Below are 25,476 nucleotides of genomic sequence, written 5' to 3' on the forward strand. Positions count from 1 at the left end.
GTCAGTATTTCGATGGGGAAAGCGGGCTGCATTACAACCGGCACCGGTATTACGACCCACGGCTGGGCAGGTATCTGACACCGGACCCGGTGAAGTTGGCGGGTGGGTTGAATCAGTATCGGTATGTGCCGAATCCGACGGGGTGGGTGGATCCGTTGGGGTTGAGTTCCAATTGTCCGCCGCCGAAACCGCCTCGTCGTCCAATGGAGTACAGCGCTGGTTGTGTGATAGTTGACGAAGGACATCCTCCACTGCCAGCGATGACTGCACAGGAGCGACGAGCGAGGATTGATGAGCTAGGCGAAGAAAATGCTTATAGGCGGTTACATGAGATGGAGGATCCAACAAATGGAGAGCATTTTCTGGAAAAGCATGGCACTCAAACCACTTTGAATTCTCAGTATGAAAGATCGACCTCAGCCAAAAACCCAACCACAGGAACCGTGGAAACTTACAATAGTGGGAGGAGGAGAGGACAGCCTATGATTCCAACGGCTGCAACACACTTCTTAAGTCATAGAGATCAGCTGAATGCTATTTACAGAGCACAACTGATTCTCCGATATACGAATCTACAAATATCAAAACGGCCAATTGATATGGGTAAGGTCATCGGTGAAGGATACAAGCGTGGAGGTCTTGACTATGGAAAGCAAACAAAGGCAGTTGTCATTCTTGAACCAAGTGGGCGAGTTAAAACCTCATATACGGATTTTGACTGATGAAAAATAAATATAAAATTGTAGATATAAAAAATTTGCTTTTTGTTTTTGATATAGAAAATACAAGGAATGATGAGAGGGAGAAAATTATAGTTTCTAAGGATGTGAACGATGATAAAGAGCTTGCTGATCTGTTTGATACTCTTTTGAAATCTGAGTTTTTAGATTATACCACTCAAGAACAGGTATCTCTAACGGAGACCGTCGCCCATTTTTTAAAAGAGGATGACAATTTTGATCGTGTATTTGGACGAATGACTACCTATTTTGATGAGGATGTTATAAATCAGCGGCGATTCATGCAGGTTTTACTTAATTGTTTGAAGCGGTATCAGCTTGAAAGCTCAAACATTGGGACTGATCAATGATTGAGGTCATTGAGGGAAGGTGGACATTCAACGACTTTAAGCGATGGACTCGCGGCGAATCGAATGCGGAGCTATTTGGCGATCAGTATAGTGAGGATCCCGATGCAGTGGATCTAAATGTTTTGAGCGAATGCGGAGACGCAGGTTTGCTGGAGCTAATATCAAATCCAAATTGTAGGGAGCGCTTGTATTTTACATGCATTTTGGTTCTTAGTCTTTGTGATGTTTTTAGGATGGGGCGAGGCTTACCGTTTCATTTTTCGAGATTGATCTGTCTTGAAAGTCGCGAAGTGTATTTGGAGAATGTGATGGTAGATGCGGGTCGCGTGTTCGAAAAGTGTAAAGTTATTGATTCAATGATTAAGTCTGATGATCCAGCCATCGAGTCTATTTATAAGCAGCTAATGGCTTTTCGACAAGACAGGATAAGTCTTGTCAGTGATTTCTATCATGGTTGTGTAGCGCGATTCGATTTGAAGCTGTTTGATGACCCACAAGGTAGTTTTGAAAAAATAGTCAGAAACTAATTGAGGATGTATGAAGTGCCCCTTCGCGAGCAAGCCCGCTCCCACAGGGAGGGGGGGCTGTGGGAATCAGCGTTGGCCGATTAGTTGTGGAGGATGTAGATCGGACGCAGTGAGGCTATCAATCACATGCACGCTATACCCCGGAACATTCTTCGCATGATGCTTGGCCTGCGATGCCATTTCCGCGAGTTGACTAGCATCGAGTTGTGCGCAGGCTTCGGGGTGTAGATGCACGACGCCGATGGACAGCGACAACAGCGGAAACTCCTGCCGCACCCCTTGGCGATTCGGTGCGATGAAACAGCCAGCTTCGAGGTGTTCGGGGCGATAGAAGCGCCGGCATTGGCTCTGGAAATCATCGAGCAGTTGATTGAGGCGTTTGCGCCAATCCTCGGGGCCAAGGACCAGGAGGAAGTCGTCGCCGCCAATATGGCCGACGAAGTCGCGCGACGGGTCGACGCGCTCGTTTAGGCATTGCGCCAGACACAGCAGGACTTCGTCACCGCGCCCATAGCCATAAATGTCGTTGAAGGGTTTGAAGCTGTCGATGTCGACGTAGCAGATGACCGACTCGCGGCCCTGTTGCAGCAGGCGCGTCAGGCATTGCTGGATCGGCACGTTGCCGGGCAGCAGGGTCAGCGGGTTGGCGTAGCGGGCTTGCTGGATTTTCAGTTCGGTGATCAGTTTGAGTACGTCGATCACGCGGCCGAGGCCGAGGTAGCTGCCGTTGAGCGTGATGATGAAGTCTTCTTCGATGCGCTGACGGGCACGGCTGGTGATCAGGCGGCTGACCTGTTGCAGCGACTGGCTCATCTCCACGGCCAGGAAGTCGTCGTTCATCAGTCGGCTGATGGGTTTGCGTGCGAACAGGTCGGTGGCGAACGGTTTGAGCAGAGCATCCGAGAGGGAATGACGATGGACGATGCCGCACGGTTGGCCTTGTTCGTCGAGTACTGCCAGTGAGTTGAGGTTGGCTTGGCGACGGAAGGCTTCCAGCACGGTGGCGGTGGGTGTGTCGCGCGGTACGGCCGATTGGTCGTTGAGCAGGGCGCTGAGGTCGCTGCCTTCGTCGTTCAGGGCCACGGCGCTGCTGTCGTGCTTGGGCATCAGGGCGCGGGCATCTCGGGGCGGGTGCTCCTGTGGACGTCCCAGCAAGTAACCCTGCACCAGATCGACCCCCATTTCGGTCAACACCGCCAACTCTTCCGGCAGTTCGATGCCTTCGGCAATGACCTGTGCCCGGGACGCTTTGGCGATTTGCAGGATCGAGCCGACAAACTCTCGCTTCAGCGCATCCTGATGAATGCCGTCGATAAAGTGTCGATCAATCTTCACGTAATCCGGACGCAGTTCCGACCATAGACGCAGGCTGGAATACCCGGCACCGAGGTCATCCAGCGCAATCGAAAACCCCATCGCCCGATAGTGATGCAAAGCGGTTTGCAGCAACTGGAAGTCATCGATCGGGGTTTGTTCAGTGAGTTCGATCACCACCTGACTCGGCGGGATCCCGAAGTCTTGCAGCAATTGCAGTGTCCGCCCTGGCTGATGCGCTGCTTCGAGCAAGGACTCCGGCGAGACATTGAGAAACAGCTTGCCCGGTAATTGCTGCTCGTTGAAGCGACGGCAAGCGCTTTGTCGGCAGGCGATTTCCAGTTCGCTTAGACGACCGGCCTGACGCGCCACCGCGAACAGCGCGATGGGCGAGTGAAGAGGGCTATTGGACGGACCACGGGTGAGGGCTTCGTAGCCAAGGATACGTCGCTCGGAGAGGCAAATGATCGGCTGGAACAGGCTGTTTAAACCGCTTTGAGTCAGGATCGAGCTCAAGGCACTCAGCTGTTCGGTCGTGGTCATGGCGATCTCTGGCGATAAAAAAAGGACTGGGAGCGTTCTCGTTGAAGAGAGTGGCTCCCAGTCCTTTATTGCACGACAGAATGATGACTGTTTGATGACGATCCGGGGATCGTCAGCATTAAATTGCCATCACCTTACTTCTTCGCCACCTGATTGCTCAGCTTCAAGTAATCCAGCAGAACCCGGCCGGTCTCGGCCAGATAGGCGTCGTCTTCCGGTTTGACTTTGTCCGGATCGGCTGCGGCGAGAGCGTCTTCGTCTTCTTTCTTCAGCTCTTTGAGCGGTTCTTCGCCCTTGGCCTTGCGACGGATGTTCTCCATCACCAGTTGCTTGGCATCGATGTCGGCATGCTGGGCGCGGCGCTCGGTCTCGTTGAGGCTGACGGTTTTCTCCTCCATCAGCTTCTGTGCCAGTGCCAGCTTGTCGCGGATGAACACGAACTCGGCGTCTTTTGCAGAGCGGGTATCATGCTCGGACTTGAGTCGCACCAGGTAGGGCTTGAACGGATCGGCCGCCGGTTTGATTGCTGCCTTGATGGTGTCCCATGGCATGGCTTCCGGCAGAGCACTCTCGCCGATTTCCTTGGTGTCGATCAGCGACGGGTAGTCGATGTCCGGCAGTACGCCCTGATGCTGGGTGCTCTGGCCGGAAACCCGGTAGAACTTGGCCAGGGTCAGTTTCAGTTCGCCGTGGTTGAGCGGCTGAATGGTCTGCACGGTGCCTTTGCCGAAGGTCTGGCCACCGATGATCAGCGCGCGGTGATAGTCCTGCATGGCACCAGCGAAGATCTCCGAAGCCGATGCGGACAGGCGGTTGACCAGCAGCGCCATCGGGCCTTTGTAGAAGGCACCCGGGTTTTCATCCTCAAGCACGTCGACGCGGCCATCGGCGTTACGCACGAGTACGGTCGGGCCCTTGTCGATGAACAGGCTGGTCAGCTCGGTGGCTTCCTGCAGAGAGCCGCCGCCGTTGTTGCGCAGGTCGATGACCACGCCGTCAACTTTGTCTTTCTGCAACTCGGTCAGCAGTTTCTTGACGTCGCGGGTGGTGCTCTTGTAGTCCGGATCACCGGCACGGAACGCCTTGAAGTCGAGGTAGAAGGCCGGGATCTCGATGACCCCAAGCTTGTAGTCCTTGCCGTCCTGTTTCAGATGGAGGATGGACTTCTTCACGGCCTGATCTTCGAGCTTCACCGCTTCACGGGTGATCGAGACGATCTTGGTGGTCTGGTCGTTCGGCGCATTGCTCGCCGGAATCACTTCCAGGCGCACCACGGTGCCTTTCGGGCCGCGGATCAGTTTGACCACTTCGTCCAGACGCCAGCCGACCACGTCGACCATCTCTTTGTTGCCCTGCGCAACGCCGATGATTTTGTCGGCCGGTGCGACTTGCTTGGTCTTGTCGGCAGGGCCTGCTGGCACCAGGCGCACGACTTTCACTTGATCGTTGTCGCTCTGCAACACTGCACCAATGCCCTCGAGGGACAGGCTCATGTTGATGTCGAAGTTTTCCGCGTTATCCGGCGACAGATAGTTGGTGTGCGGATCGTAAGACATGGCGAAGGTGTTGATGTACGCCTGGAAGATGTCTTCCGGACGGGTCTGGTCCAGGCGCGCCAACTGGTTCTTGTAGCGCTTGGTCAGGGTTTCCTGGATCTGCTTCGGCTCTTTGCCGGCGATCTTCATCCGCAGGACTTCGTCCTTGACCCGTTTGCGCCACAGGTCGTCGAGTTCTGCTGTGGATTTGAGCCAAGGGGCGTCCTTGCGATCGATCTGCAAGGTTTCCTTGGTGGTGAAGTCCATCTTGTCGACGCCTTTGTTCAGCTCGGCAAGCGCGAAGTCCAGACGCGCCTTGACGCGGTCCAGATAGCGCTTGTAGATGGTGAACCCGGCGTTGAGGTCGCCGCTTTTGAGGAAGTCGTCGAACTGGGTCTTCCACTTGTCGAATTCGGCGATGTCGCTGGCCATGAAGTAGCTGCGCGATGGGTCCAGCAGCTTGAGATAGCTCTCGTAGATGATCACCGAGCGCGCGTCGTCCAGCGGCGGCTTGCTGTAGTGGTGGCGCTTGAGCAACTCGACGACGTTCAGGCTGGCGATGACCTCATCGCGATCAGGCTGCAACTTGTCCCAGCTGTTGGCTGCGAAGGTATTGCCCGACACCGGCAACAGGCCGATACCGATAAAAAGAGCGAGGGCGGTGCTGGGGAGCAAATGCTTCATGCTGATTCGACGCGGGGACAATTGATAACGCATATTAGGCCGTCTTTGAAGTCGCCGGATCTACAAGAGCCGGTCGCATAATGCAAAAAGCCCGGCGCTACAGCTTCGGGCTCAGTCCAGACTCACTATGGAGGCACTGTGAAGGCATTGCAAGGCGTTGAAGGTCAAGTGGTATGGGTTGAAGAGGCGAGTCCTACGTGCGATGTAGGACAAGTTCGCATCCGAGTGGCGGCAGCCGGCCTTAATCGTGCCGACTTATTGCAAAAGGCAGGGCTTTATCCGCCGCCGCCAGGGGCCAGCCAAGTGCTGGGTCTTGAGTGCTCCGGGGTCATCAGCGAGGTCGGTGCGGGCAGTTCGTGGCAGGTCGGTGATCGTGTCTGCGCCTTGTTGGCTGGGGGCGGGATGGCCGAAGAGGTGGTGGTCGACGGGCGTCACGTATTGCCGGTACCTGAGGGTGTTTCGCTGGTCGAGGCTGCGGCATTGCCCGAGGTTTACGCAACCGTCTGGTTGAATGTGTTTCAACTTGCGGCGCTCAAACCGGGTGAGAAAGTTCTCTTGCACGCCGGGGCAAGTGGAATTGGTTCAGCCGCTATTCAGCTGTGCAAGGCGTTTGGCAACCCATGTTGGGTCAGCGTCGGCTCGACCGAGCGTTTGGCTTACTGTGAGGCGCTGGGGGCCCAGGGCGGGGTGGTGCGTACCGATGATCTGGAAAGCCTGCGCGACTTCGGTCCGTTCGATGTGATCCTCGATCCGGTGGGCGGCAATTACTCTGCGCTGAATCTCAAGTTGATGGCATTGGATGGGCGTTGGGTGTTGATCGGTTTGATGGGCGGCCGTGAGGCGAAGCTGGACCTGGCGCAGGTGTTGGCCAAGCGTGTCCAACTGCTGGGCTCGACATTGCGCAGTCGTGACGATCAGTTCAAGGCCGATCTGTTCAGTGACCTGAGCCAGCATGTATGGCCATTGTTCGCTGAAGGGCGGTTGAGCCCGCAGTTGGCCAAGGCCTTCCCGATCAAGGATGCCGAGGCGGCGTTTGCCGAGCTGGCGAGCAATACCGTGGCGGGGAAGGTGGTGTTGGTGATTGATGACAGTCTGAGCTGATACCACACAACCATTGTGGGAGCGGGCTTGCTCGCGAAAGCGCAGTGTCGGTCGATAGATTATTGACTGATCCACCGCCTTGGCGAGCAAGCCCGCTCCCACATTTGGATCTATGTTTACTTCCAGAGATGAATTGGCCAGCCGGCCTTTTCGGCGTGTTCAAGCAACACCGGATCCGGATTGACCACATGCGGGAAATCCACCTTCAGCAACAACGGCAGATCATTGCGTGAGTCGGAATAAAAACTCGCACCTTCCAGGTTCTCTTCCTCAGCATCCAGCCATTCCAGCAGGCGGGTGATCTTGCCTTCGCGGTAGGTCAGGGTGCCGACAGTCTGGCCGCTGTACACGCCGTGCGCCAGGTCCAGTTCGATGCCTAGAATCTCGTCGATGCCCAGTCGATCGGCAATCGGTTTGACCAGATGGGTGCCCGACGCCGAGATCACCAGAATCCGGTCGCCCGCCTTGCGATGGGCGGCGATGGTTTTGGTGGCGTCACTGAAAATGATCGGCTCGATGAAGTCTTCCACCCACGGGCCAACCAGATGTTCGACTTCTTCCGGCGAACGGCCGATCAACGGCTCCAGGCTGAACGCCATGTAGTCTTCCATGCGCAGTTTGCCATGGCTGTAGGCGTCCATCAGTTCGTTGTTCTTGCGCATGAACGACTCGGGATCGACCCAGCCCAAACGGCCCATCTGCTCACTCCAGAGGGTGGCGCAGTCGCCGTGGATCAGGGTTTCGTCCAGATCAAAAATTGCCAGGGCCATCAGTGCAGTTCTCTCTTCAACTTCAGCGAAGTCATCAGGCTACCTCACACAGGGCCGTCGGATCGATGGAAAGCGCCAGACGCTGACCGTCCGGGTGCAGATCGGCCGCCGAGCGGTTGAGTACATCCACCACCAGTTCGACGCCACGGGCTTCGATCCGATAACGGATGACATTGCCGAGCAGGCTGTGGCTGCGGATCTGTGCGTCGAGTTCGCCATTGAGGCTCAGTTCGATGGCTTCCGGGCGAATCGCGATGCGGTGGTGGATCGGCCGTTGCAGCAGTTTCGAGGCGCTGTCAGCATCGAGCAGATTGTAGTTGCCGATGAAGCCGGCGGCGAACAGATCGACCGGCGCGGTGTACAGGGTTTCGGCGTCGCCGCTCTGGACGATTTTCCCCTGGTTCATCAGGAAAATCCGGTCAGACATGGTCAGGGCTTCTTCCTGATCGTGGGTGACGAAGATCGTGGTCAGGCCGAGTTCGCGCTGGATCTGACGGATCTGTTCGCGCAGGTGTTTGCGAATGCGCGCATCAAGGGCTGACAGCGGTTCATCCAGCAGCAACAGGCGCGGGCGAGTGACCAGCGAGCGGGCGAGGGCGACACGCTGACATTGGCCTCCGGACAATTGATGCGGATAGCGGCGGGCAAAGTCGTTCAACTCAACAAGTTTCAACACTTCGGTGACGCGCTTGTGGCTGTCGTCGGCATTGACCTTTTGCATGCGCAAACCAAAAGCGACGTTTTGTTCCACGGTCATGTTGGGGAACAGCGCGTAGCTTTGAAACACCATGCCGATTCCGCGTTTCTGTGGGCTCAGCGGCACGATATCGACGCCATCGAGCAGGATCTTGCCGGCATCGACCGGCGTCAGGCCGGCGATGCAACGCAGCAGCGTGGATTTGCCGCAACCGGACGGGCCGAGCAGGGTGACGAATTCGCCCTTGTTGATTTCGCAGTTGATGTCGCTGAAAACCGTGGTGCCAGAATAGTTTTTCTGCAGATGTTGGACGCTGACATAGCTCATTGGCTTTTGTCCTTGTTCAAGATGTTGGCGATCCAGGTCAGGACCAGCACGAAAAAGAAATACGAGATGACCAGCGCACTGGTGAAGTGGCCGCTGCTGTTGCGCATGTTGTTGAGGTAAACCTGCAGGGTTTCGTAGCGCGTGCCGACGAGGATGTTGGCGAACACGAACTCGCCGAACAGGAACGAGAACGACAGCAACAAGGCCACCATCAGCCCTTTACGCAGATTGGGCAGCACCACCAGAAACGCCGCCTGAAAGGTGCTTGCACCGAGCAGTTGTGCGGCGTCCATCAGGTCGCGCAGGTTGATCGCTTGCAGGTTGTTGGTAATCGCCCGGTACATGAACGGCAGTGCCACGGTGAAGTAGCAACCGATCAGAATCCAGGGCGTGCCGACCATCGCCATCGGCCCGGAACCGTACAACTGCAACAAGCCGACCGAGGACACCACGGGAGGCACCGCGAAGGGCAGCAGGATCAGGATGTTCATCAGGGCATCGAGTTTCGGAAAGTGGTAATGCACCACAAACAGCAGCGGCAGAATCAGCACCACCGACAGCACCAGCGCGCCGACACACACCAGCAATGATTGACCGAACGCGTGCAGGAAACGCGGATCGCTCCACAACTGGATGTACCACTTGAAGGTGAAACCGCTGGGCAGGATCGTCGCCGACCAACTGCTGGCGATCGAGTAGACCAGCGTTCCGGCGAGCGGCAGCAACAGAATGGCAAACAACAGGTAGACCACGACGCGGTGGTAGAGACCGGCCGGGCCGGATTCAGCGCGAGACATGGTAGCTCCTCTTCAGCAGCAGTTGATGCACGACGGTGACGATGGTCATCAGCGCTATCAGCACCACGGCCAGCGCACTGGCCAGATTGGGATCGAGCGAAATATCGCCGGAGACCATCGCCGCGATGCGGATCGGCAGCACGTTGAAGTTACCGGTGGTCAGGGCGTAAACCGTGGCGTAGGCGCCAAGGGCATTGGCCAGCAGGATCACGAACGTGCCAAGCAGCGCCGGGGTCAGCACCGGCAGACCGATGTGTCGCCAGAACTGCCAGCCGTTGGCGCCCAGCAGCGAAGCCGACTCGCGCCAGTCTTCACGCAAGGCGTCGAAGGCTGGGTAGAGCAGCAGTACACCGAGAGGAATCTGGAAGTAGGTGTACAGGATGATCAGCCCGGTTTTCGAGTACAGATTGAAGTCTTGAATGATTCCGGTCTGCTTCAACATCAGGGTGATGCTGCCGTTGAAACCGAGCAGGATGATGAACGCGAAGGCCAGAGGCACGCCGGCAAAGTTGCTGGTCATGTTGGCAAAGGCATTGACGAAATTGCGCAGTTTCGAATCGACCTGGCGCAGGGAGTACGCTCCGAGCACGGCGATGATGATGCCGAATACGCTCGACCAGAAACTGATCTCAAGGCTGTACTGGATCGCCTGTCGATAGAACTTCGAACTGAAGATCTTGGTGAAGTTTTCCAGGCCCCAACCAAACTCTTCCGATTGCAGACTGTTGATCATCACCCAGACCAGCGGGGCGATTTCGAACACGATGAAGAACACTGCGAAAGGCACCAGGCACAGCACAGCAAGCCATTTACCACGATTCATCGCGTTCACTTGAGTAACTCCCGGCAGACGGGTTTGTCGTGTGGCACGCCGAGCAGTTCGCAGACGGTGCCACAGATGTCGGTCTGCTTTGGCGCGGCGTCAGCATTGAGGCTAAAGGCGTCGCCGAGGACGAACAGCGGCACTTGGCGTTCTTCCGCGAGCAAACCGTTGTGCGAGCGATCATTGTTCATGCCGTGGTCGGCGGTCACCAGCACTTGATAACCGGCATCGAGCCAAGCCTGTAGATAATCGGCGAGGATGATGTCCGCCGAGCGCGCGCTGTTGCGGTATTGCGGGGTGTCGAGGCCGTGCTTGTGGCCGGCGTCGTCAATGTTCATTGGATGGATCAGCAGGAAGTTCGGCGCATGGCGCAGGCGCAGGTTTTCGGCGTCGGCGAACAGGTGCGAATCCGGGTAGTGATCGTTCCAGTAGAAATGCCCATGCTGGATCGGCAGCGATGGATCGTCGGTGTGACGGTCGCGGGCGGCCTCGAACGGCGAGCGGTTATACAGTTCACTGACCCAGTGATAGGCCGCTGCGGCGGTTTTCAGGCCGGCGTCGCGAGCATAGTGATAGATGCTGCGCTGATTGGACAGGCGCGAGACGTTGTTGTGGACGATGCCGCTGTCGATGGGCGGCACGCCGGTGAGGATGCATTCATAAAGCGGTCGGGACAGGGCCGGCAACTCGCACTCCAACTGGTAGAGCGCGGCGCGTTCTGCGCCAACGTAAGCCTGCAGATGCCCCATGGCGTGACGTGCGACCTCGTAGTTGAGACCGTCGAGCACGACAAGGATGACGTTGTGCTTCATAGGGGCAAAAACTCCGCGAAATTTTCAAAAACTCTCAATCAACTCGATCCACTCCCACAGCTGGATCCCTGGTGGATCCAGTTGTGGTGAGCTACAGGGTTATTTCATCTCTACGATGACTTCTTCGTTCCACTTCTGTGGCAGAGATTTGGAGGTTTTTTCCCACGCATCGGCGTCTTTGATCGGGGTGACGTTTTTGTACTGCTCGTTCGGCAGCAGTTTGGCTTTCACGTCTTCCGGCAGTTGCAGGTGTTCGGCGCGGATTGGACGGGCGTTGCCGCGAGCAAGGTTGGTCTGGCCAGCGTCGCTGAAGATGTATTCGCGGGTCAGCTTGGCGGCGTTCGGGTTTTTCGCGTACTTGTTGATGATGGTTGTGTAGCCGGAAATCACCGAGCCGTCAGACGGGATCAGCACCACGTAGTCATCCGGGTTGGCCATCTTGGCCTTGTAGCTCAGGCCGTTGAAGTCCCAGACCACGCCGACTTCGATTTCGCCTTTTTCCATGGTGGCGATGGTCGGGTTGGCCATCGACAAACGACCTTGCTTGGCGATGTCTGCGAACATCAGCAGGGCAGGCTGGATGTTTTTCTCGTCGCCGCCGTTGGCCAGTGCCGCAGCCAGTACACCGTTGGCCGCTTGTGCAGCGGTGCTCACGTCGCCGATGGACACCTTGTATTTGCCGCCCTTGAGGTCAGCCCATTTGGTCGGCACTTCGGAGCCGTGCAGCAACTTCTTGTTGACGATAAACGCGATGGTGCCGGTGTAGGCCAGTGCCCAGTTGCCGTCCTTGTCCTTGGCCCATGCAGGCACTTGATCCCAGGTGCTTGGCTTGTAAGGTTGCACTACGCCTTGCTTGACCGCGATCGGGCCGAAGGCAGCACCGACGTCGCCGATGTCAGCGCTGGCGTTGTCTTTCTCGGCGGCGAATTTGGCGATTTCCTGGGCCGAGCTCATGTCGGTGTCGATGTGTTTCAGACCGTAGGTCTTGGCCAGGTCTTCCCAGGTGCCTTTCCAGTTGGCCCAGTCATCGGGCATGCCGACGCTGTTGACGGCGCCTTCCGCTTTCGCAGCGGCTTCGAGGGTTTTCAGGTCGGTGTCGGCCGCCATGGCGGCTGTACACATTGCGATGGTCGAGCCTAACAGTGTTGCCAGGAAAAGCTGTTTCATTACGAAGCTCCTTGGTCGTGTTCAACGCTGCGATTGCGGTTTGTGTTGGTCTAGGTCAGCAATACCTGAGCCAATTTAAGGGTGCTGGATGACACTTTGATGTCGATGGCCTTGCGCAAGACCCTTTATTTGCCCTGGATCGGCGAGTGCCAAGTAAGCGTAGACCATGCTCAAAGCCCCGCAGGGCAGGGAAACTGGCCGGTGTATTGCAAGTCGTGAGAGCGACCGCTGGGCAGTTTTGTCATCTCTCGGTCATCTGCACTGCCTAGGCTTGCTACACACTCAAACGGTTCATTGGCCGTTCGGTTTTGCCCCGAAACAGTGCTGGTCTAGTCCAGATAGGTAACGTTGATGCGCGATGAGGCAACAAAAGCGGTGACAGCCATTGGGCAAATCCTGCAGGAGCAGCTCGACCACGGGCTGTTGGCTCCCGGCAGCAAGTTGCCGGCCGAGCGCAAGCTTAGTGAGTTGTTCGGCACGACCCGCATTACGGTGCGTGAGGCCTTGTTGCAATTGGAGGCGCAGGGGCAGATTTATCGTGAGGAGCGGCGTGGCTGGTTCGTCTCGCCGCCGCGTCTGGCGTACAACCTGATGCAGCGCAGCCACTTTCACGCGATGGTCAGTGCGCAGGGGCGGGTGCCGTCGACCGAGGTGATTTCGGCACGACTGCAGCCGGCGTCGGCGGCGGTATGTGCGTGGTTGCAGTTACCGGCGCTGTCGAGCGTGATTCAGATTTGCCGGTCGCGGCGCATTGATGGGCGGTTGGTGCTTTATGTGGAGCACTATTTGAACCCGCGGTTTTTTCCGGGAATCCTTGAGTTCGATTTGAATCAGTCGATTACCGAGTTGTATGCGCGGCATTACGATTTGCACTATGGACGGGTGCGCTTCGAGATTGTGCCTACGTCGTTGTCTGTTGATGCGGCGGCGGCTTTGAAGGTGTCGGTGGGGAGCCCGGGACTGCGGATTGCTCGGGTCAATTATGACCAGCATGAGCGCTTGATTGATTGTGATCTGGAGTTTTGGCGCCATGATGCGATTCACGTCGGTGTTGATGTGGTTTGATCTTGGCGGCCTCTGGGCCGATCAGGTTCTTGTTGATGGGGTGAATATCCGCTGCTTAAGCGCTATTCCTTCGGCTGACCACCGCCGGCAGTGATCACTTGCACGCTCATCCGCGGCGTCGCCAGATCCAGTCCTGCCTCATCCAGATGTCGCTTGAGCGACAGGTTGAAGGCTCGGGAAACTTCCCACTGTTTGATCGGCGCGGTCTTGAAGCGGGCGCGCAGAATCGCGCTGCCGGATTCGAAACTTTCCACACCTTGAATTTCCAGTGGCGACCAGATGTTGCGGCGTTGCAGCGGGTCGGTGCGCATTTTCTGGCCGACTTCGCGCATCAGCTTGATCGCGTCGTCGATTTCCATGTTGTACGGCACTGCCACGCGGAAGATCGCGTAGCCGAATTCCCGCGAATAGTTCTTGATGCTTTTGATTTCGCTGAACGGGATGGTGTGGACGATGCCGTCAATGTCACGCAGGCGCACGGTGCGGATGGTCAGGCCTTCGACGGTGCCGAGGTGACCGCCGACATCCACGTAATCATCGATGGCCAGGGAGTCTTCGATGATGATGAACAGGCCGGTGATCAAATCTGCCACCAGCGACTGTGCACCGAAACCGATGGCCAGACCGATCACACCGGCACCGGCCAGCAGTGGCGTGACGTTCATGCCCATGTTCGCCAGGGCGACGATCAGCGCAATGATGAAAATCGTGATGAACAGGACGTTGCGGATCAGCGGCATCATGGTTTGCGCGCGTGCGTTGGCCAGACTTTTGCGCGAGCGCGTGAGGGCGTGGTGCACGGCGGTGTCGCTGAGTATCCAGATCAGCCAGGCGAAGATCAGCGTGCCGATCAGGCTGAACAGTTTGACGCTGATATCGTGACCTTCGCCCTCGGTGAAACCGATCAGCGACATGCCCCAGACGCGCAGCCCCAGCTCAATGAACACCAGCCACACGAGCAGGTGGGCGAGGGTGTAGAAAAAGCTCTTCAAGCGATCGGAATACAACGCATGGCGTTTCGGCCCGCGTGGGGGTTTGAGCGAATGGCGGCGCACCAGCCCGTTGATGACCATGCACAACACCAACAGCACGGTGCAGAGCAGCGACTGGCGCAGCGCGGTACTGGTGTCACCGGCGGAGACGAAAGTGGCGAACAGCGAGATGCCGACCAGCACCAGTGCTGGCACGTACCAGAAGGTACCGAGGATTTCGATGGTGTCGCTCAGGGCGCGGCGGGTCAGGCGGCGTGACAGCGGTTGGTTGCGAATCAGGTGCGCGATCGGCCGGCGGAAACGCAGGATGAATAACCCGGTAGAGAGTGCCGCAAGGACATTGGTAACCGTTGCAGCGGTATGCGCAAGATGCACGCCGAGACTCTCGATCAGGCGCGGATCGTTCAGCGCTTCGCCGAAGGCGGCGAAGCTGCCGATCAGCCACAGTGGGCGAAACGCCTGATGGCGCAGGATGTACAACGCGCGATGACGGTGCGGACCGTCGAGCACGGAAAAAGCGATCACGCAGATCGCCGAGAAACAGGTGCCGACCACCAGCGCATAGGCCAACACCATCGCCAGACTTTTGCCCAGTGACGATGGCAGGGCGTAGCTCATGTAGACGGTAATGACCAATGCAATCAGCCATGGCCCGAGTTTGCGCAGTGCGAAGCGCAGCATGTCGAGGGCCTTGGGATGCTGTGGCAGTTCTTCGGTGAGACCGAAACGCATGCGTACCCGATGACCGAGCCAGATCAGCGCGGCGGCGAGCAGACTCCAGAGCATCAGAATCACGGCGAAGCCGAAGATGATCGGCAGCCATTCACTGGCCGGCAGCATCAGGGCTTTGAGCTCATCCTTGGCCAGATCGAACTCGTTGGACCAGCGGTTGACCGGGCTGTCGGCACCGGAAAACTGCTTCTCGAAATTGGCCAGCGTGCCGCCGATCAACCCGAGTACGCCTTCTTCGGGAGAGGCTTGGGCTTTTTTCGTGGCATCGCGCAATTTCTTCAAATCGCTCAGCAACTGCGCACGTTGCTTGTCGTTTTCCAGCGACCTGATGACTTCGTCCAGCGACTGGTCGAGCGGTTCCTGAGCTTCGGGTTGGGCCTTGGTGGTGTTGAGCAGGCCCGGCAGACCGACCGCTTGCGCCGGTGCCATGGGCAGTAGCGTCATCAGGCAAATGAAGAACAGACTGGGCAAAGCAAAAAGACGAGCGAACACTAGGCGGTCAACCTCGCAAGGGGCGGATTCGCTGGAGTGTACGAGGGCGCATTACTCAATGCGAGCCGGACGCGGATTTATTCGTTGAGTTTGGCGAGGATCTTGTAAACCACGGTGGCGAGGATCATCAGCATGCCGACCCACATCGCGAACACACCCATGTTCTTGTCGCGGAAGTTGAAGCCGACGGCCAGCAGAATCATTGCGCACAGGATGGGAATGAGCATGGCGTGGAAGGAGGACATTGAGATCATGGTGACTGCCTTGTCGGAGGGGATGATTCAAGTCTAGGTCGGTTTTGTTTGAGTCGGGGTGATGTGAGTCAGAATTGAGTCGCAGCAAGGAAAAGTCGGTATTCCCCGAACTGGCGCTTTCGCGAGCAAGCCCGCTCCCGCATTTGAAATGCATTCCAGTGTGGGAGCGGGCTTGCTCGCGAAGCTTTTAACGCTGTTATGGCAATTCGCGGCAGGCGTAGAACGCGCTCAGCACTTTGACCAGGTGCGCCAGGTCGTGGCTGCCGCACAGTTCGCGGATCGAGTGCATGGCGAAGGTCGGCAGGCCGATATCGACCGTGCGTACGCCCAAGTGGCTGGCGGTGATCGGGCCGATAGTCGAGCCACAGCCCATGTCACTGCGCACCACGAAGCTTTGCACCGGCACTTCTTCGGCCATGCACAGATGGCGGAAGAACCCGGCGGTTTCGCTGTTGGTGGCGTAGCGCTGGTTGCTGTTGACCTTGATCACCGGGCCGGCGTTGAGTTTCGGGCCATGGTTGGCGTCGTGCTTGTCGGCATAGTTGGGGTGTACGCCGTGGGCATTATCGGCCGAGACCAGCAGGGATTTCTGAATGGTGCGAACGAACTCGTCACCTTCTGGCAACAGACGGCGCAGGGTCTGTTCCAGCATCGGGCCATCGGCGCCGCACGCCGAGCAGGAGCCGACTTCTTCGTGGTCGTTGCACACCAGCACGCAGGTTTCGTCGGTTTCGGCAGTCAGCAAGGCTTGCAGGCCGGCGTAGCACGACAACAGGTTGTCCAGGCGGGCGCCGGCAATGAAATCACCATTGAGGCCAATCACCGCAGCGCTTTGTGTGTCGTAGAAGCTCAGCTCGTAATCGAGCACCACATCGGCATTCAGACCATGTTCGCGGGTCAGTTGATCGGTCAGCACGGCGCGGAAGTCGACACGCTCGTCACCGGCAAACTGCGCGAGGATCGGCGGCAATTCGGTCTGGGCATTGATCGCCCAGCCTTGATTGGCTTCGCGGTTGAGGTGAATGGCCAGGTTGGGAATGATCGCGATCGGTGCTTTGAAGTCGATCAGCTGGCTTTCGACCTTGCCGTCGCGGCGGAAGGTCACGCGGCCGGCCAGCGACAGGTCACGGTCGAACCACGGGGCGAGCAGGGCGCCGCCGTAGACTTCGACACCCAGTTGCCAGAAACCCTGGCGCTGTAGTTCCGGTTGCGGCTTGACCCGCAGGCATGGGCTGTCGGTGTGCGCGCCGACCAGACGGATACCGCCATGCAAAGGCGAGTGGCGGCCCATTTTGATCGCGACGATCGAGGAGTCATTACGGGTGACGTAATAGCGACCGTTGGCTTCGGTGGTCCATGGCTCGCGCTCGTCGAGGCGCACAAAACCGGCGGCCTCCAGACGTTGAACAAGGCTGGCAGTGGCGTGGAACGGGGTAGGGGAGGCCTTGAGAAAGTCGATCAGGCCTTGGTTCAACTCTTCGCGCATAAGAAACTCCAGACAGCAGTGGGCGGGAGTTTAACGCATCGGCTCGGGAATTGGCGCGGACTGAAATCGATACCCGGGGGAGTAAGCCTGCTTGCAAAAGCGTCAGGTCAGTCGACGTCGATTCGACAGACACACTGCTGTCGCGAGCAAGCTTGCTCTCACAAGGGGAAGGTAGGGTTCACCGGGCGGCGGCCAGGCTGTTTTTCAGGTAGCTCATGATGATTTTTTCGTCTTCCGGTTTATTCGGACGCGGCAGCTCTTGCGGCCAGCGGTTGTGGCTCAGCAGTTTTTTCTGACGGCTTTCGTCCCAGCGCAGTATTTCCCGCGAGGCACATTCCCACCATTCGTGTCGGCATGCGCTGTAATACTGATACCTCGGGTATGGCGCTGCCATACAGCAGGTCGCGGCCGACCTTGCGCAGAGGGCCTTTGAGGTGGCGCAGTCTCCATTTGATTTTAAAGCGCTGCCAAGCGGACGGAAACGGTTTGACGCTCGGCACATCCGTACACAGATCCACCAGGCGTTGGCTGAACTGTTCACCATGTTGAGAGAAGAAGTACGCATGCATCCCATGGAAGAAGCGTTTTTCAGCGAAGTAGTGATAAACGTGTTGGCGCGCCTCCACCACCTGACGGCCACGCATGGCATACGACAGGGCGATCTATTCGATGGTGTGGATTTCGAAGCCATCGCGGGTCCATTCATCGATCAGGCGGATCGACTCTTCGAACAGCGCCGAATCACTACAGGTCACGCCACACAAACCACTGTTGTAGAGTTTGAAACCGTTGTCCGGCGTCACTCCGTGGCTGCGTAAGTCTCGGCCCAGTTTTTGATAGGCGGTGCGCTGGTGCACATCTTTCCAGTCGTATTCGAAGCGATCCATCACCGAGCGACTCGGCTCGATGAATTTGAACAGGCGGCTCGGGTGGCTGGTGAACAGCGTGTCGGTGTCGACGAACAGGGTCTTTTGCGCCCACTGCATACCGGCGGCGATGGCGCAGGCTTTGCGTCGGTGGTGATAGCCGTGAGTGCCTTGCCAGCGGGTCTGTGTCGCCTCGTCCAGCAGCACGGTGTCGACCGGCCAGTCGGCGTAGTCTTCGGGCCGATCGGTCAGAATCCTGATGGCTGGACGCTCGCCGTTTTTGGCATGGGACAGCGCGGTCAGGATGCTGAACTTGGCTTCGCGTCGGTACACATCCTGATTGCCATAGACCAGGTAAAGCAGTTGGTGGCGAACTTTTCTGAGGGAAGGCACCAAGGGATCAATGCAATTCATTCGAAACTAAATCCTTGTCTTAACTACAGCACTGGTACTCAAACAGTACTTAGAACGGTGCCGGGCACTCGAAGCGCAGACGTTCGCCCGTTTGCGGATGGGTGAAGCTGAGCATGCTGGCGTGCAGGCACAGGCGTGGCCAGGCGGCCAGGGCTTGCTCATGTGCGTAGAGGCCATCACCGAGCAGCGGGTGACCGATGGACAGCATGTGTACGCGCAATTGGTGCGAGCGGCCGGTGATTGGCGTCAGTTCGACGCGACACCAGTCGCCGCAACGTTCCAAAACGCGCCAGAAGGTCAGCGCATGTTTGCCGAATTCGTGGTCGACCACATGACGCGGCTTGGTCGGCGGGTCGTAGCGCAGCGGCAGGTCGATGCTGCCACTGTCCAGTTCCGGTTGACCCCACGCCAACGCGGTGTAGGCCTTTTCGGTTTCGCGGTCGTGAAACTGGCGCGACAGTTCGCGATGGGTGTCGGCGTCACGGGCCAGCAGAATGATGCCGGACGTTTCCCAATCCAGGCGATGGACGATGCGCGCTTCCGGGTAGCCGTTTTCCTGCAGGCGGGTAATCAGGCAGTCTTTGTTGTCATCGGCGCGACCGGGCACCGAGAGCAGCAGGGTTGGCTTGTCGACCACCAGTACGGCGGCGTCCTGATGGATGATGCGGATGTTGGACAACGGCATTAAAACAGCCTCGTAACAAATGCCAACGGCGGTTCAGGGCCATTCCACTGTCGGAATGGCCCTGAACCGCCGTCGTTCCTGCTGGATCGACTCAGCGATCAGGCAGGGTGATGTTGAGTTCCAGAATCGAGCAACTGCCCTGGTTTTCCAGCGCTACATGCACGTCATCGGAGCCGATGTTGACGTACTTGCGGATCACTTCGACCAGCTCTTTCTGCAAGGCTGGCAAGTAGTCCGGCGTGCTGCGCTGGCCGCGCTCATGCGCCACGATGATCTGTAGACGCTCTTTCGCTACCGAGGCGGTACTTGGCTTTTTGTTGGCACGAAAGAAGTCAAAAAGGTTCATTACCTACCTCCAAAAAGTCGCTCGAAGAATCCCTTCTTCTCGACATCGAGGAAACGGTGGGCTTTTTCTTTGCCCAACAGGCGGTCGACGGTATCGCTATAGGCCTGACCGGCATCGCTCTGGTCGTCGAGAATCACCGGCACACCCTGGTTGGATGCCTTGAGCACCGCTTGGGATTCCGGGATCACGCCGAGCAGGGTGACCGAGAGGATTTCCTTGACGTCTTCGACGCCGAGCATTTCGCCCTTTTCAACTCGCTCCGGGTGATAGCGGGTAATGAGCAGGTGTTCCTTGATCGGGTCTTCGCCACGTTCGGCGCGTCGCGATTTGCTGGCCAGCAGGCCGAGCATGCGGTCCGAATCTCGTACCGAGGACACTTCCGGGTTGGTCACGACGATCGCTTCGTCGGCGAAGTACATCGCCAGGTGCGCGCCTTTCTCGATGCCCGCCGGGGAGTCGCAGACCACGAACTCGAATTGTTCCTTGAGCTCCATCAGGACTTTTTCCACGCCTTCGACAGTCAGCGCGTCTTTGTCGCGGGTCTGACTGGCGGCCAGTACGTAGAGGTTTTCCAGACGTTTGTCTTTGATCAGAGCCTGTTGCAGGTTGGCTTCGCCGTTGACCACGTTGACGAAGTCATACACCACGCGGCGCTCGCAACCCATGATCAGGTCAAGGTTACGCAAGCCCACGTCGAAGTCGACGATCACTGTTTTGTGGCCGCGCAGAGCGAGGCCGGTACCGATAGCGGCGCTGGTGGTGGTCTTACCCACACCACCCTTGCCGGATGTAACCACGAGAATCTTGGCCAAGGTGTTTCACCCCTAAGGAAGAAGGACTTTTTAGCCCCTGAAAAACATCTCTTGAAAACTACTGCAGTCGGACAGCCTTGGCTGGAATTCGGCTTTTGGCCTTTTTCCTACTTCGTTTGAGCCGTTTTCGCTACGTTTTAGAGATGCTTGGAAAATGCGGCAGTATCCGTTAAAGCCGAATGATGTTCAACACGTCGCCCGACAGGCTGACCTGGACGCCCGAGCCCCACATTGGATCGCGACGCAGGTCTTCGGAAACCTTGTAGTGGCCGGCGATGGAGATCAGTTCAGCGCTCAATTGCTGACAGAAAATCCGTGCCTTGGTGTCACCTTTGACGCCAGCCAGCGCACGACCGCGCATTGGGCCGTATACATGGATGTTGCCATCGGCCAGAAGTTCCGCCCCCGGACTGACGGAGGACACCACTACCAAATCGCCACCCTCGGCATATATCTGTTGGCCACCACGCACTGGCGTAGTGATGACGCGGGTCGGTTTGATGGTCGGCTCCGGCGGTTTTTCCGGTTTCTTTTTGACTTCGGCTTCAGTGGGTTCCAGCGGCCTTTCACGGGCGCCGGACGGCGGCAGTACCGGAATGTCGATGGCGATGGCAGCGGCGATGTCTTCGATGCGGCTGGCGCGAATCGCCAGGGTGCGCAGGCCATGCTGACGGCATACGCGCATCAGCCCCGGCAGATCGACCGCGCCTTCGCTCGGCGGCAGCTTGTCCAGTGCCAGAACCAGCGGTGCATTGCTGAAAAAATTCGGCGCCTGGGCGACTTTGGCGGCCAACTGCCGATCGAGGTTTTCGAGGTCGTTACGGGCCAGTTCCAGCACAGTGATGGCCAGCATGCTGCCCTTGAGCTGAAATACGGGATCTTGGTCTAACGGTTCGGTTTGGCTCATGTCGGCATACAACGGCTTGTCACTAAAAGTGCCGAGACTTATAACGAGAACGCCGACGAGCCGCAAGCCGGGTCGAACGATGTAGAATGCGCGGCCACTGTATTTACGGAAGCTTTAATGGATCGCCCGCGTTTTCGAACAGCATTTCTTTCTCCACGCTTCTGGCCGCTCTGGTGCGGTCTGGCGCTTTTGTGGCTGATCGTGCAATTGCCGTATCCGGCATTGCTGACCATCGGTCGAGTTCTGGGCGCGTTGATGTATCGCGTGGCGGGCGACCGGCGGCGTATCGCCAAGCGCAATCTTGAACTGTGCTTCCCGGAAAAATCCGCCGCCGAACGCAAGCGTCTGCTCAAGGAAAACTTCGCCTCCACCGGCATCGCCTTTTTTGAGATGGCGATGAGCTGGTGGTGGTCTCGTGAACGGCTGGCGAAACTGGCCCACGTCGAAGGCCTTGAGCATTTGCAAAAGGCTCATCGTGAGGGCAAGGGCGCGATCCTGATGGCCGCGCATTTCACCACGCTGGAAATCGGCGCGGCCTTGCTCGGCCAGCAGCACACCATCGATGGCATGTACCGCGAACACAAAAACCCGTTGTTCGACTTCGTTCAGCGTCGGGGCCGCGAGCGGCACAACCTCGATTCACTGGCGGTGGAGCGCGAGGACGTGCGCGGCATGCTCAAGCTGCTGCGCTCGGGTCGGGCGATCTGGTACGCACCGGATCAGGACTACGGTGCCAAACAGAGTATTTTTGTGCCGCTGTTCGGCATTCAAGCCGCGACCGTGACCGCGACCAGCAAATTTGCTCGGTTGGGCAAAGCGCTGGTGGTGCCGTTCACGCAGGAACGTCTGGCGGACGGCAGCGGTTATCGGTTGGTGATCCACCCGCCACTCGAAGACTTCCCCGGCGAGACTGAAGAAGCCGACTGTATTCGTATCAACCAGTGGGTCGAGAGTGCGTTGCGTGCCTGCCCCGAGCAATATCTGTGGGCGCATCGTCGCTTCAAGAGCCGCCCACCGGGCGAGCCGAAGTTGTACGCCAAACGCGGTTGAACCCATTTCTTTAAACACCATGGAGCGTTGCGATGAGCCTAGCTGAACCGGTCACAGGTTTGATTCTTTCCGGCGGCGGGGCTCGGGCGGCGTATCAGGTGGGCGTGCTGGCGGCGATTGCCGAATTGCTGCCGTTGGGCGCTGACAATCCGTTTCCGGTGATCGTCGGCACCTCGGCCGGGGCGATCAACGCCGTCAGCCTGGCCAGCGGCGCCACCGATTTTCGTGCCGCTATCGAACGCCTGACGCTGTTCTGGCAAGGCTTTCGCAGCCATCGCGTGTTGCGCAGTGACTGGCCTGGCGTGATTCGTCAGGCCAGTCGTTTCGTCAGCCACAGTTTGCTCGGCATGGGGCGGCACCTGCCGGTGGCTTTGCTCAACAGTTCGCCACTGCGCGAGCTGCTCAATGAAAAGCTGCACATGCCTGGCATTGCCGAGTCCATCGCTCGCAAGCAATTGCATGCTGTTGCAGTCACTGCGTTCGGCTACGAGTCGGGGCAGGCGGTGACGTTCTATCAGGGCGGCGGCGCCATTGATGCTTGGTTACGGCATCGACGGATCGGTGTGCCGACGCAGTTGTCGGTGGACCACTTGCTCGCGAGTTCGGCCATCCCCTTGTTGTTCGCACCGGTGAAAATCGGCGAAGAGTATTTCGGTGATGGCGCGGTACGGCAGTCCGCGCCGATCAGCCCGGCGCTGCACCTGGGGGCGAGTCGGGTGCTGGTGGTCGGCGTCAGCGGAAACCCGCGCGGTGTCGACCCGCAGCAGCCGCTGGAACGCGCTTACACGGGGCTGCAACCGACGCTGGCACAGATCGGCGGCCACATGCTCAACAGCACGTTCATCGACAGCCTGGAAAGCGATATCGAGTTGCTTGAACGCTTGAACCAGTTCAGCCATCTGATGCCCGATGGCACGCCAAAGCGCGCCTTGGGCGTGGCGCCCGTGGAGGTGCTGGTGATTTCCCCCAGTCAGCCGATCGATGAGATCGCGGCGCGGCATCGGCAGGAGTTACCCGCGGCGTTACGCCTGTTCTTGCGCGGCCCGGGTGCGACCAAGACCAGCGGGGCGGGGGTAATGAGTTATCTGCTGTTCGAGGCGGGGTATTGCAGCGAGTTGATTGATCTGGGGCGGCGCGATGCGTTGGCCAAGCGCGAGGCGTTGTGCCGTTTTCTCGGGTTGCCCGTTTAACAACCAACGTTCACAGCCGTCGACAGTCGGGTAGGCAGATGAAGCCGTCCCGGGCGTTGAATCACCAGGACGGCTGACCGTCGATTTTACTCAGCCAGATGGATCAACTCTCTCGAACAATATAGAACAGCGTTTGTTGGTCCGAGACTTTCTGCATGCCGCCTGCCAGATAGACAACCTTGTTGTAATCAAGCATCCGTTGCCATTTCGACGTTTCCAAACGGGCCCTGAGTTTCGGATCATTTATTTCAGCAGCAGGACCGACTGTTCGAAGTAACTCTCCACCAATCGCCGGGAAGGGGAATCTCAATACGAATACGGTATCCAGGTCTTTGCGTTCGAAGAGCAAAGCGTCCTCCCTGAACATGCGACTGGTGCGATCTACCTCATAACCGTTACTTTCGAGAAGGTTGCTGAATATGGAGCGCAAGCTGGAGTCCTGCGAGATCAGGAATCGGCTGGCATCGAAATCGAGTCGGCTGAAGGGCTCGGCAGACGGCGATGGCAATAAAAGCTTGTGGCCTGGCAGATTGTTGCCGGGGGATGGCAGCAGGGCGCGCAACATCAGCAGCGGGTCGGCCAGCTCCGGTCTTCGTGCACGGACGGTGGACCTGTTTTGCCAGTGATAAAGCGTGTCGAACAGAATGGTCAACCCATCGCCGTTGATGGTTTCAGACTGGTTCGCCTGATTGAACACGGCTTTGGCGATGGCGTTCGACGAATCACTCGACAAATACCGCATGGATTTGCCGACGTACTCGTTCAGCGAGACAGCAAACGGGTTTTGCTCCAGCACAGCCCATGCGCCAGCGGATTTGATGACCCACTTTGGTTGCAGTGATGGATCGGTTTTCAACATCTGCTCGAAGGCGTCGTAACGGCCGGGCGTGAAGAGGGGGTTCTGCAGGTACACAAGAACGGTATCGTCCTGAATCCGTTGCGGCACGATCACGTAGTGCAGGCCGTCTATTTCTATCGATTCACTGCCCTCGGGTTTGCTGGATTTGCCCCAGCTTTTCCAGACTCCGGCGGTGGGTTGCGTGCCCGTTAAGCGCGCCGTCGATGGCCCGACAAGTGGTGGTTGATCAGCGTCTGTCAAACGTTGGCGTTTGCTTGATCCCGGCAGTTGATCGTCGTTCGTTTTTATCCGCCAGCGTTTGGTTCCGGCAATAGGCTCAACCCGCGCGCCCAGCACGTTGCGGTCATGAGCAGCGGCTTGCTGATAACCGCCCTCCGAGTGTTTGCGTACCAGGAAAGTCGTCCCATCCTCCATGTCCACGTAGGATGCCCGGCGTTTGGTGTCGTAACGAATACCGTCCGGGCTCTCTTGCGCGCTGCTCAGGCTGGCGGCCTGCCTGGGGGAAAGGGGCGTTGGCGATCCTCCTGCTGTCTCGACGTTCGCCACAACATGCATGGCCGCAGAGGACGCTTCGGGGCGCCAGTAAGGCTGTCCTTCTACCTGCTTGATGAGTGGGCCCTGTTCGCCCAGTTGCTCTGGCCAATGCAAGCGGTAGCGGCCATCGGCTTGGCGTTCGGCGCGAAAATAGCCTTCGTTGGCGACGTGGGCATAGGTATTGCCCTCTGGACTTTCGAACAGCCCACTTTCGCCGCCGAGGGGGCGTAACTGGTCGATATTGTCAGCCGGCCAGGTAATTGCCTCCATGTTGGCTTGCAGCAACTCGGCAAAGGGGGACGGGTCGCTCACAATGACTGCTGGCGCAAGTTCGTTTGGGATTTGTGGGGTGTCTCGGGCATGAGATTCAAGTACATGACCCACTGATGTTGTCGGGTCGGAGCCGGCGATATGAGGAAGGTGGCCCACAGCCTCGTGAGGGAGCGTTTTCGGACTTGTCAGGTGTGTGTCGGTTGCAGGGGAGGAGGAGATTTTTTTCGGGGGTTTGGCCATATCGGATTTCTCTTCAACATGAGAGCTAAAGCGTTGTTGGAGAACGACGCAAGTGAACGCAGAGTCGACAGTCATCTCTTTTTGACAATCAA

The 25,476-nt window shown here is 57.9% G+C and carries 23 protein-coding genes and 1 pseudogene; 7 read left to right on the forward strand and 17 right to left on the reverse strand.

Features of this window, described 5'->3' with window-relative positions; translation table 11 throughout:
* The 3 genes from AACY18_RS25485 to AACY18_RS25495 form a co-directional block, all read left to right on the forward strand.
* On the forward strand, positions 1-722 hold a 722-nt coding region (locus AACY18_RS25485), incomplete at its 5' end, for an RHS repeat-associated core domain-containing protein (RefSeq protein WP_339466469.1).
* Positions 722-1,090, forward strand: coding sequence for a hypothetical protein (locus tag AACY18_RS25490; RefSeq protein WP_339466470.1), 369 nt, complete (start codon positions 722-724; stop codon positions 1,088-1,090). The genes AACY18_RS25485 and AACY18_RS25490, both read left to right, overlap by 1 nt.
* On the forward strand, positions 1,087-1,617 hold the full coding sequence (locus tag AACY18_RS25495) for a hypothetical protein (RefSeq protein ID WP_339466471.1): 531 nt from the start codon (positions 1,087-1,089) through the stop codon (positions 1,615-1,617). Before AACY18_RS25490 ends, AACY18_RS25495 begins: the two co-directional genes overlap by 4 nt.
* A 66-nt stretch (positions 1,618-1,683) precedes the next feature.
* On the opposite strand, the gene AACY18_RS25500 is transcribed toward AACY18_RS25495, so the two are convergent.
* Both AACY18_RS25500 and AACY18_RS25505 read right to left on the reverse strand, forming a co-directional pair.
* Positions 1,684-3,474 carry a bifunctional diguanylate cyclase/phosphodiesterase gene (locus AACY18_RS25500; RefSeq protein ID WP_339466472.1) on the reverse strand — a complete coding sequence of 597 codons (1,791 nt, stop codon included), beginning with the start codon at positions 3,472-3,474 and terminating at the stop codon, positions 1,684-1,686.
* Positions 3,475-3,608: 134 nt separating this feature from the next.
* Positions 3,609-5,693 carry a carboxy terminal-processing peptidase gene (locus AACY18_RS25505; RefSeq protein ID WP_339433942.1) on the reverse strand — a complete coding sequence of 695 codons (2,085 nt, stop codon included), beginning with the start codon at positions 5,691-5,693 and terminating at the stop codon, positions 3,609-3,611.
* Positions 5,694-5,831: 138 nt separating this feature from the next.
* On the opposite strand from AACY18_RS25505, the gene AACY18_RS25510 reads away from it, so the two are divergent.
* A complete protein-coding gene (locus AACY18_RS25510) occupies positions 5,832-6,794 on the forward strand; it encodes a zinc-binding dehydrogenase (RefSeq protein WP_339433943.1) in 963 nt (320 codons plus the stop codon).
* A gap of 116 nt (positions 6,795-6,910) precedes the next feature.
* On the opposite strand, the gene AACY18_RS25515 is transcribed toward AACY18_RS25510, so the two are convergent.
* The 6 genes from AACY18_RS25515 to AACY18_RS25540 form a co-directional block, all read right to left on the reverse strand.
* Positions 6,911-7,564: an HAD family hydrolase gene (locus tag AACY18_RS25515; protein WP_339433944.1), complete on the reverse strand. Its 654-nt coding sequence runs from the start codon at positions 7,562-7,564 to the stop codon at positions 6,911-6,913.
* Between the two features lie 34 nt (positions 7,565-7,598).
* Entirely contained in the window at positions 7,599-8,588 is a 990-nt protein-coding gene (locus tag AACY18_RS25520) for an ABC transporter ATP-binding protein (RefSeq protein ID WP_339466473.1), read from the reverse strand.
* A complete protein-coding gene (locus AACY18_RS25525; RefSeq protein WP_339433946.1) occupies positions 8,585-9,385 on the reverse strand; it encodes an ABC transporter permease in 801 nt (266 codons plus the stop codon). Before AACY18_RS25525 ends, AACY18_RS25520 begins: the two co-directional genes overlap by 4 nt.
* On the reverse strand, positions 9,372-10,208 hold the full coding sequence (locus AACY18_RS25530) for an ABC transporter permease (protein WP_339466495.1): 837 nt from the start codon (positions 10,206-10,208) through the stop codon (positions 9,372-9,374). The genes AACY18_RS25525 and AACY18_RS25530 overlap by 14 nt, the downstream gene beginning before the upstream one ends.
* 5 nt (positions 10,209-10,213) lie before the next feature.
* Positions 10,214-11,020, reverse strand: coding sequence for an alkaline phosphatase family protein (locus tag AACY18_RS25535; protein WP_221734244.1), 807 nt, complete (start codon positions 11,018-11,020; stop codon positions 10,214-10,216).
* Positions 11,021-11,119: 99 nt separating this feature from the next.
* On the reverse strand, positions 11,120-12,187 hold the full coding sequence (locus AACY18_RS25540; protein ID WP_221734243.1) for an ABC transporter substrate-binding protein: 1,068 nt from the start codon (positions 12,185-12,187) through the stop codon (positions 11,120-11,122).
* A gap of 351 nt (positions 12,188-12,538) precedes the next feature.
* Here AACY18_RS25540 and AACY18_RS25545 point away from each other — a divergent pair, with 351 nt between their 5' ends.
* Positions 12,539-13,252, forward strand: coding sequence for a UTRA domain-containing protein (locus AACY18_RS25545; protein WP_339433948.1), 714 nt, complete (start codon positions 12,539-12,541; stop codon positions 13,250-13,252).
* A gap of 62 nt (positions 13,253-13,314) precedes the next feature.
* Here AACY18_RS25545 and AACY18_RS25550 read toward each other — a convergent pair whose 3' ends face one another.
* The 8 genes and pseudogenes from AACY18_RS25550 to minC form a co-directional block, all read right to left on the reverse strand.
* Positions 13,315-15,468 carry a mechanosensitive ion channel family protein gene (locus tag AACY18_RS25550; RefSeq protein WP_339466477.1) on the reverse strand — a complete coding sequence of 718 codons (2,154 nt, stop codon included), beginning with the start codon at positions 15,466-15,468 and terminating at the stop codon, positions 13,315-13,317.
* A 77-nt stretch (positions 15,469-15,545) separates the two neighbouring features.
* The gene (locus AACY18_RS25555; RefSeq protein WP_339433950.1) at positions 15,546-15,722 is read right to left on the reverse strand and encodes a hypothetical protein; all 177 of its coding nucleotides are present in this window, start codon (positions 15,720-15,722) and stop codon (positions 15,546-15,548) included.
* A gap of 196 nt (positions 15,723-15,918) precedes the next feature.
* Entirely contained in the window at positions 15,919-17,208 is a 1,290-nt protein-coding gene (locus AACY18_RS25560; protein WP_339433951.1) for a M18 family aminopeptidase, read from the reverse strand.
* Positions 17,209-17,386: 178 nt separating this feature from the next.
* Positions 17,387-18,488: pseudogene (locus AACY18_RS25565) on the reverse strand (hypothetical protein).
* 49 nt (positions 18,489-18,537) lie between these two features.
* Positions 18,538-19,173, reverse strand: a complete 636-nt coding sequence (locus tag AACY18_RS25570; RefSeq protein ID WP_007960625.1) for an RluA family pseudouridine synthase — start codon at positions 19,171-19,173, stop codon at positions 18,538-18,540.
* Positions 19,174-19,264: 91 nt separating this feature from the next.
* Positions 19,265-19,519 (reverse strand): cell division topological specificity factor MinE, encoded by a 255-nt coding sequence (minE, locus tag AACY18_RS25575; RefSeq protein WP_007940845.1) that lies wholly within the window; start codon positions 19,517-19,519, stop codon positions 19,265-19,267.
* The gene (gene minD / locus AACY18_RS25580; protein WP_007913953.1) at positions 19,519-20,331 is read right to left on the reverse strand and encodes a septum site-determining protein MinD; all 813 of its coding nucleotides are present in this window, start codon (positions 20,329-20,331) and stop codon (positions 19,519-19,521) included. Before minD ends, minE begins: the two co-directional genes overlap by 1 nt.
* 169 nt (positions 20,332-20,500) lie before the next feature.
* The gene (minC, locus tag AACY18_RS25585; protein ID WP_339433954.1) at positions 20,501-21,238 is read right to left on the reverse strand and encodes a septum site-determining protein MinC; all 738 of its coding nucleotides are present in this window, start codon (positions 21,236-21,238) and stop codon (positions 20,501-20,503) included.
* Between the two features lie 117 nt (positions 21,239-21,355).
* On the opposite strand from minC, the gene AACY18_RS25590 reads away from it, so the two are divergent.
* Together AACY18_RS25590 and AACY18_RS25595 are read left to right on the forward strand one after the other, a co-directional pair.
* Positions 21,356-22,288 (forward strand): lipid A biosynthesis lauroyl acyltransferase, encoded by a 933-nt coding sequence (locus AACY18_RS25590; RefSeq protein WP_339433955.1) that lies wholly within the window; start codon positions 21,356-21,358, stop codon positions 22,286-22,288.
* A gap of 32 nt (positions 22,289-22,320) precedes the next feature.
* Positions 22,321-23,478: a patatin-like phospholipase family protein gene (locus AACY18_RS25595; protein ID WP_339466478.1), complete on the forward strand. Its 1,158-nt coding sequence runs from the start codon at positions 22,321-22,323 to the stop codon at positions 23,476-23,478.
* A gap of 103 nt (positions 23,479-23,581) precedes the next feature.
* Here AACY18_RS25595 and AACY18_RS25600 read toward each other — a convergent pair whose 3' ends face one another.
* Positions 23,582-25,384 (reverse strand): hypothetical protein, encoded by a 1,803-nt coding sequence (locus tag AACY18_RS25600; RefSeq protein WP_339466479.1) that lies wholly within the window; start codon positions 25,382-25,384, stop codon positions 23,582-23,584.
* Positions 25,385-25,476 lie beyond the last annotated feature (92 nt).

This window comes from Pseudomonas sp. EA_65y_Pfl2_P74, from assembly GCF_963970575.1.
GTDB classification, from domain to species: Bacteria; Pseudomonadota; Gammaproteobacteria; order Pseudomonadales; family Pseudomonadaceae; genus Aquipseudomonas; species Aquipseudomonas baetica_A.

Excerpts from the sequence above, each read along its gene's own strand:
- AACY18_RS25490 (WP_339466470.1), top strand. The coding sequence starts at position 722 with ATGAAAAATAAATATAAAATTGTAGATATAAAAAATTTGCTTTTTGTT.
- AACY18_RS25495 (WP_339466471.1), top strand. The coding sequence starts at position 1,087 with ATGATTGAGGTCATTGAGGGAAGGTGGACATTCAACGACTTTAAGCGA.
- AACY18_RS25500 (WP_339466472.1), bottom strand. The coding sequence starts at position 3,474 with ATGACCACGACCGAACAGCTGAGTGCCTTGAGCTCGATCCTGACTCAA.
- AACY18_RS25505 (WP_339433942.1), bottom strand. The coding sequence starts at position 5,693 with ATGAAGCATTTGCTCCCCAGCACCGCCCTCGCTCTTTTTATCGGTATC.
- AACY18_RS25515 (WP_339433944.1), bottom strand. The coding sequence starts at position 7,564 with ATGGCCCTGGCAATTTTTGATCTGGACGAAACCCTGATCCACGGCGAC.
- AACY18_RS25520 (WP_339466473.1), bottom strand. The coding sequence starts at position 8,588 with ATGAGCTATGTCAGCGTCCAACATCTGCAGAAAAACTATTCTGGCACC.
- AACY18_RS25525 (WP_339433946.1), bottom strand. The coding sequence starts at position 9,385 with ATGTCTCGCGCTGAATCCGGCCCGGCCGGTCTCTACCACCGCGTCGTG.
- AACY18_RS25530 (WP_339466495.1), bottom strand. The coding sequence starts at position 10,208 with ATGAATCGTGGTAAATGGCTTGCTGTGCTGTGCCTGGTGCCTTTCGCA.
- AACY18_RS25535 (WP_221734244.1), bottom strand. The coding sequence starts at position 11,020 with ATGAAGCACAACGTCATCCTTGTCGTGCTCGACGGTCTCAACTACGAG.
- AACY18_RS25540 (WP_221734243.1), bottom strand. The coding sequence starts at position 12,187 with ATGAAACAGCTTTTCCTGGCAACACTGTTAGGCTCGACCATCGCAATG.
- AACY18_RS25545 (WP_339433948.1), top strand. The coding sequence starts at position 12,539 with ATGCGCGATGAGGCAACAAAAGCGGTGACAGCCATTGGGCAAATCCTG.
- AACY18_RS25555 (WP_339433950.1), bottom strand. The coding sequence starts at position 15,722 with ATGATCTCAATGTCCTCCTTCCACGCCATGCTCATTCCCATCCTGTGC.
- AACY18_RS25560 (WP_339433951.1), bottom strand. The coding sequence starts at position 17,208 with ATGCGCGAAGAGTTGAACCAAGGCCTGATCGACTTTCTCAAGGCCTCC.
- AACY18_RS25570 (WP_007960625.1), bottom strand. The coding sequence starts at position 19,173 with ATGCCGTTGTCCAACATCCGCATCATCCATCAGGACGCCGCCGTACTG.
- minE (WP_007940845.1), bottom strand. The coding sequence starts at position 19,519 with ATGAACCTTTTTGACTTCTTTCGTGCCAACAAAAAGCCAAGTACCGCC.
- minC (WP_339433954.1), bottom strand. The coding sequence starts at position 21,238 with ATGAGCCAAACCGAACCGTTAGACCAAGATCCCGTATTTCAGCTCAAG.
- AACY18_RS25590 (WP_339433955.1), top strand. The coding sequence starts at position 21,356 with ATGGATCGCCCGCGTTTTCGAACAGCATTTCTTTCTCCACGCTTCTGG.
- AACY18_RS25595 (WP_339466478.1), top strand. The coding sequence starts at position 22,321 with ATGAGCCTAGCTGAACCGGTCACAGGTTTGATTCTTTCCGGCGGCGGG.
- AACY18_RS25600 (WP_339466479.1), bottom strand. The coding sequence starts at position 25,384 with ATGGCCAAACCCCCGAAAAAAATCTCCTCCTCCCCTGCAACCGACACA.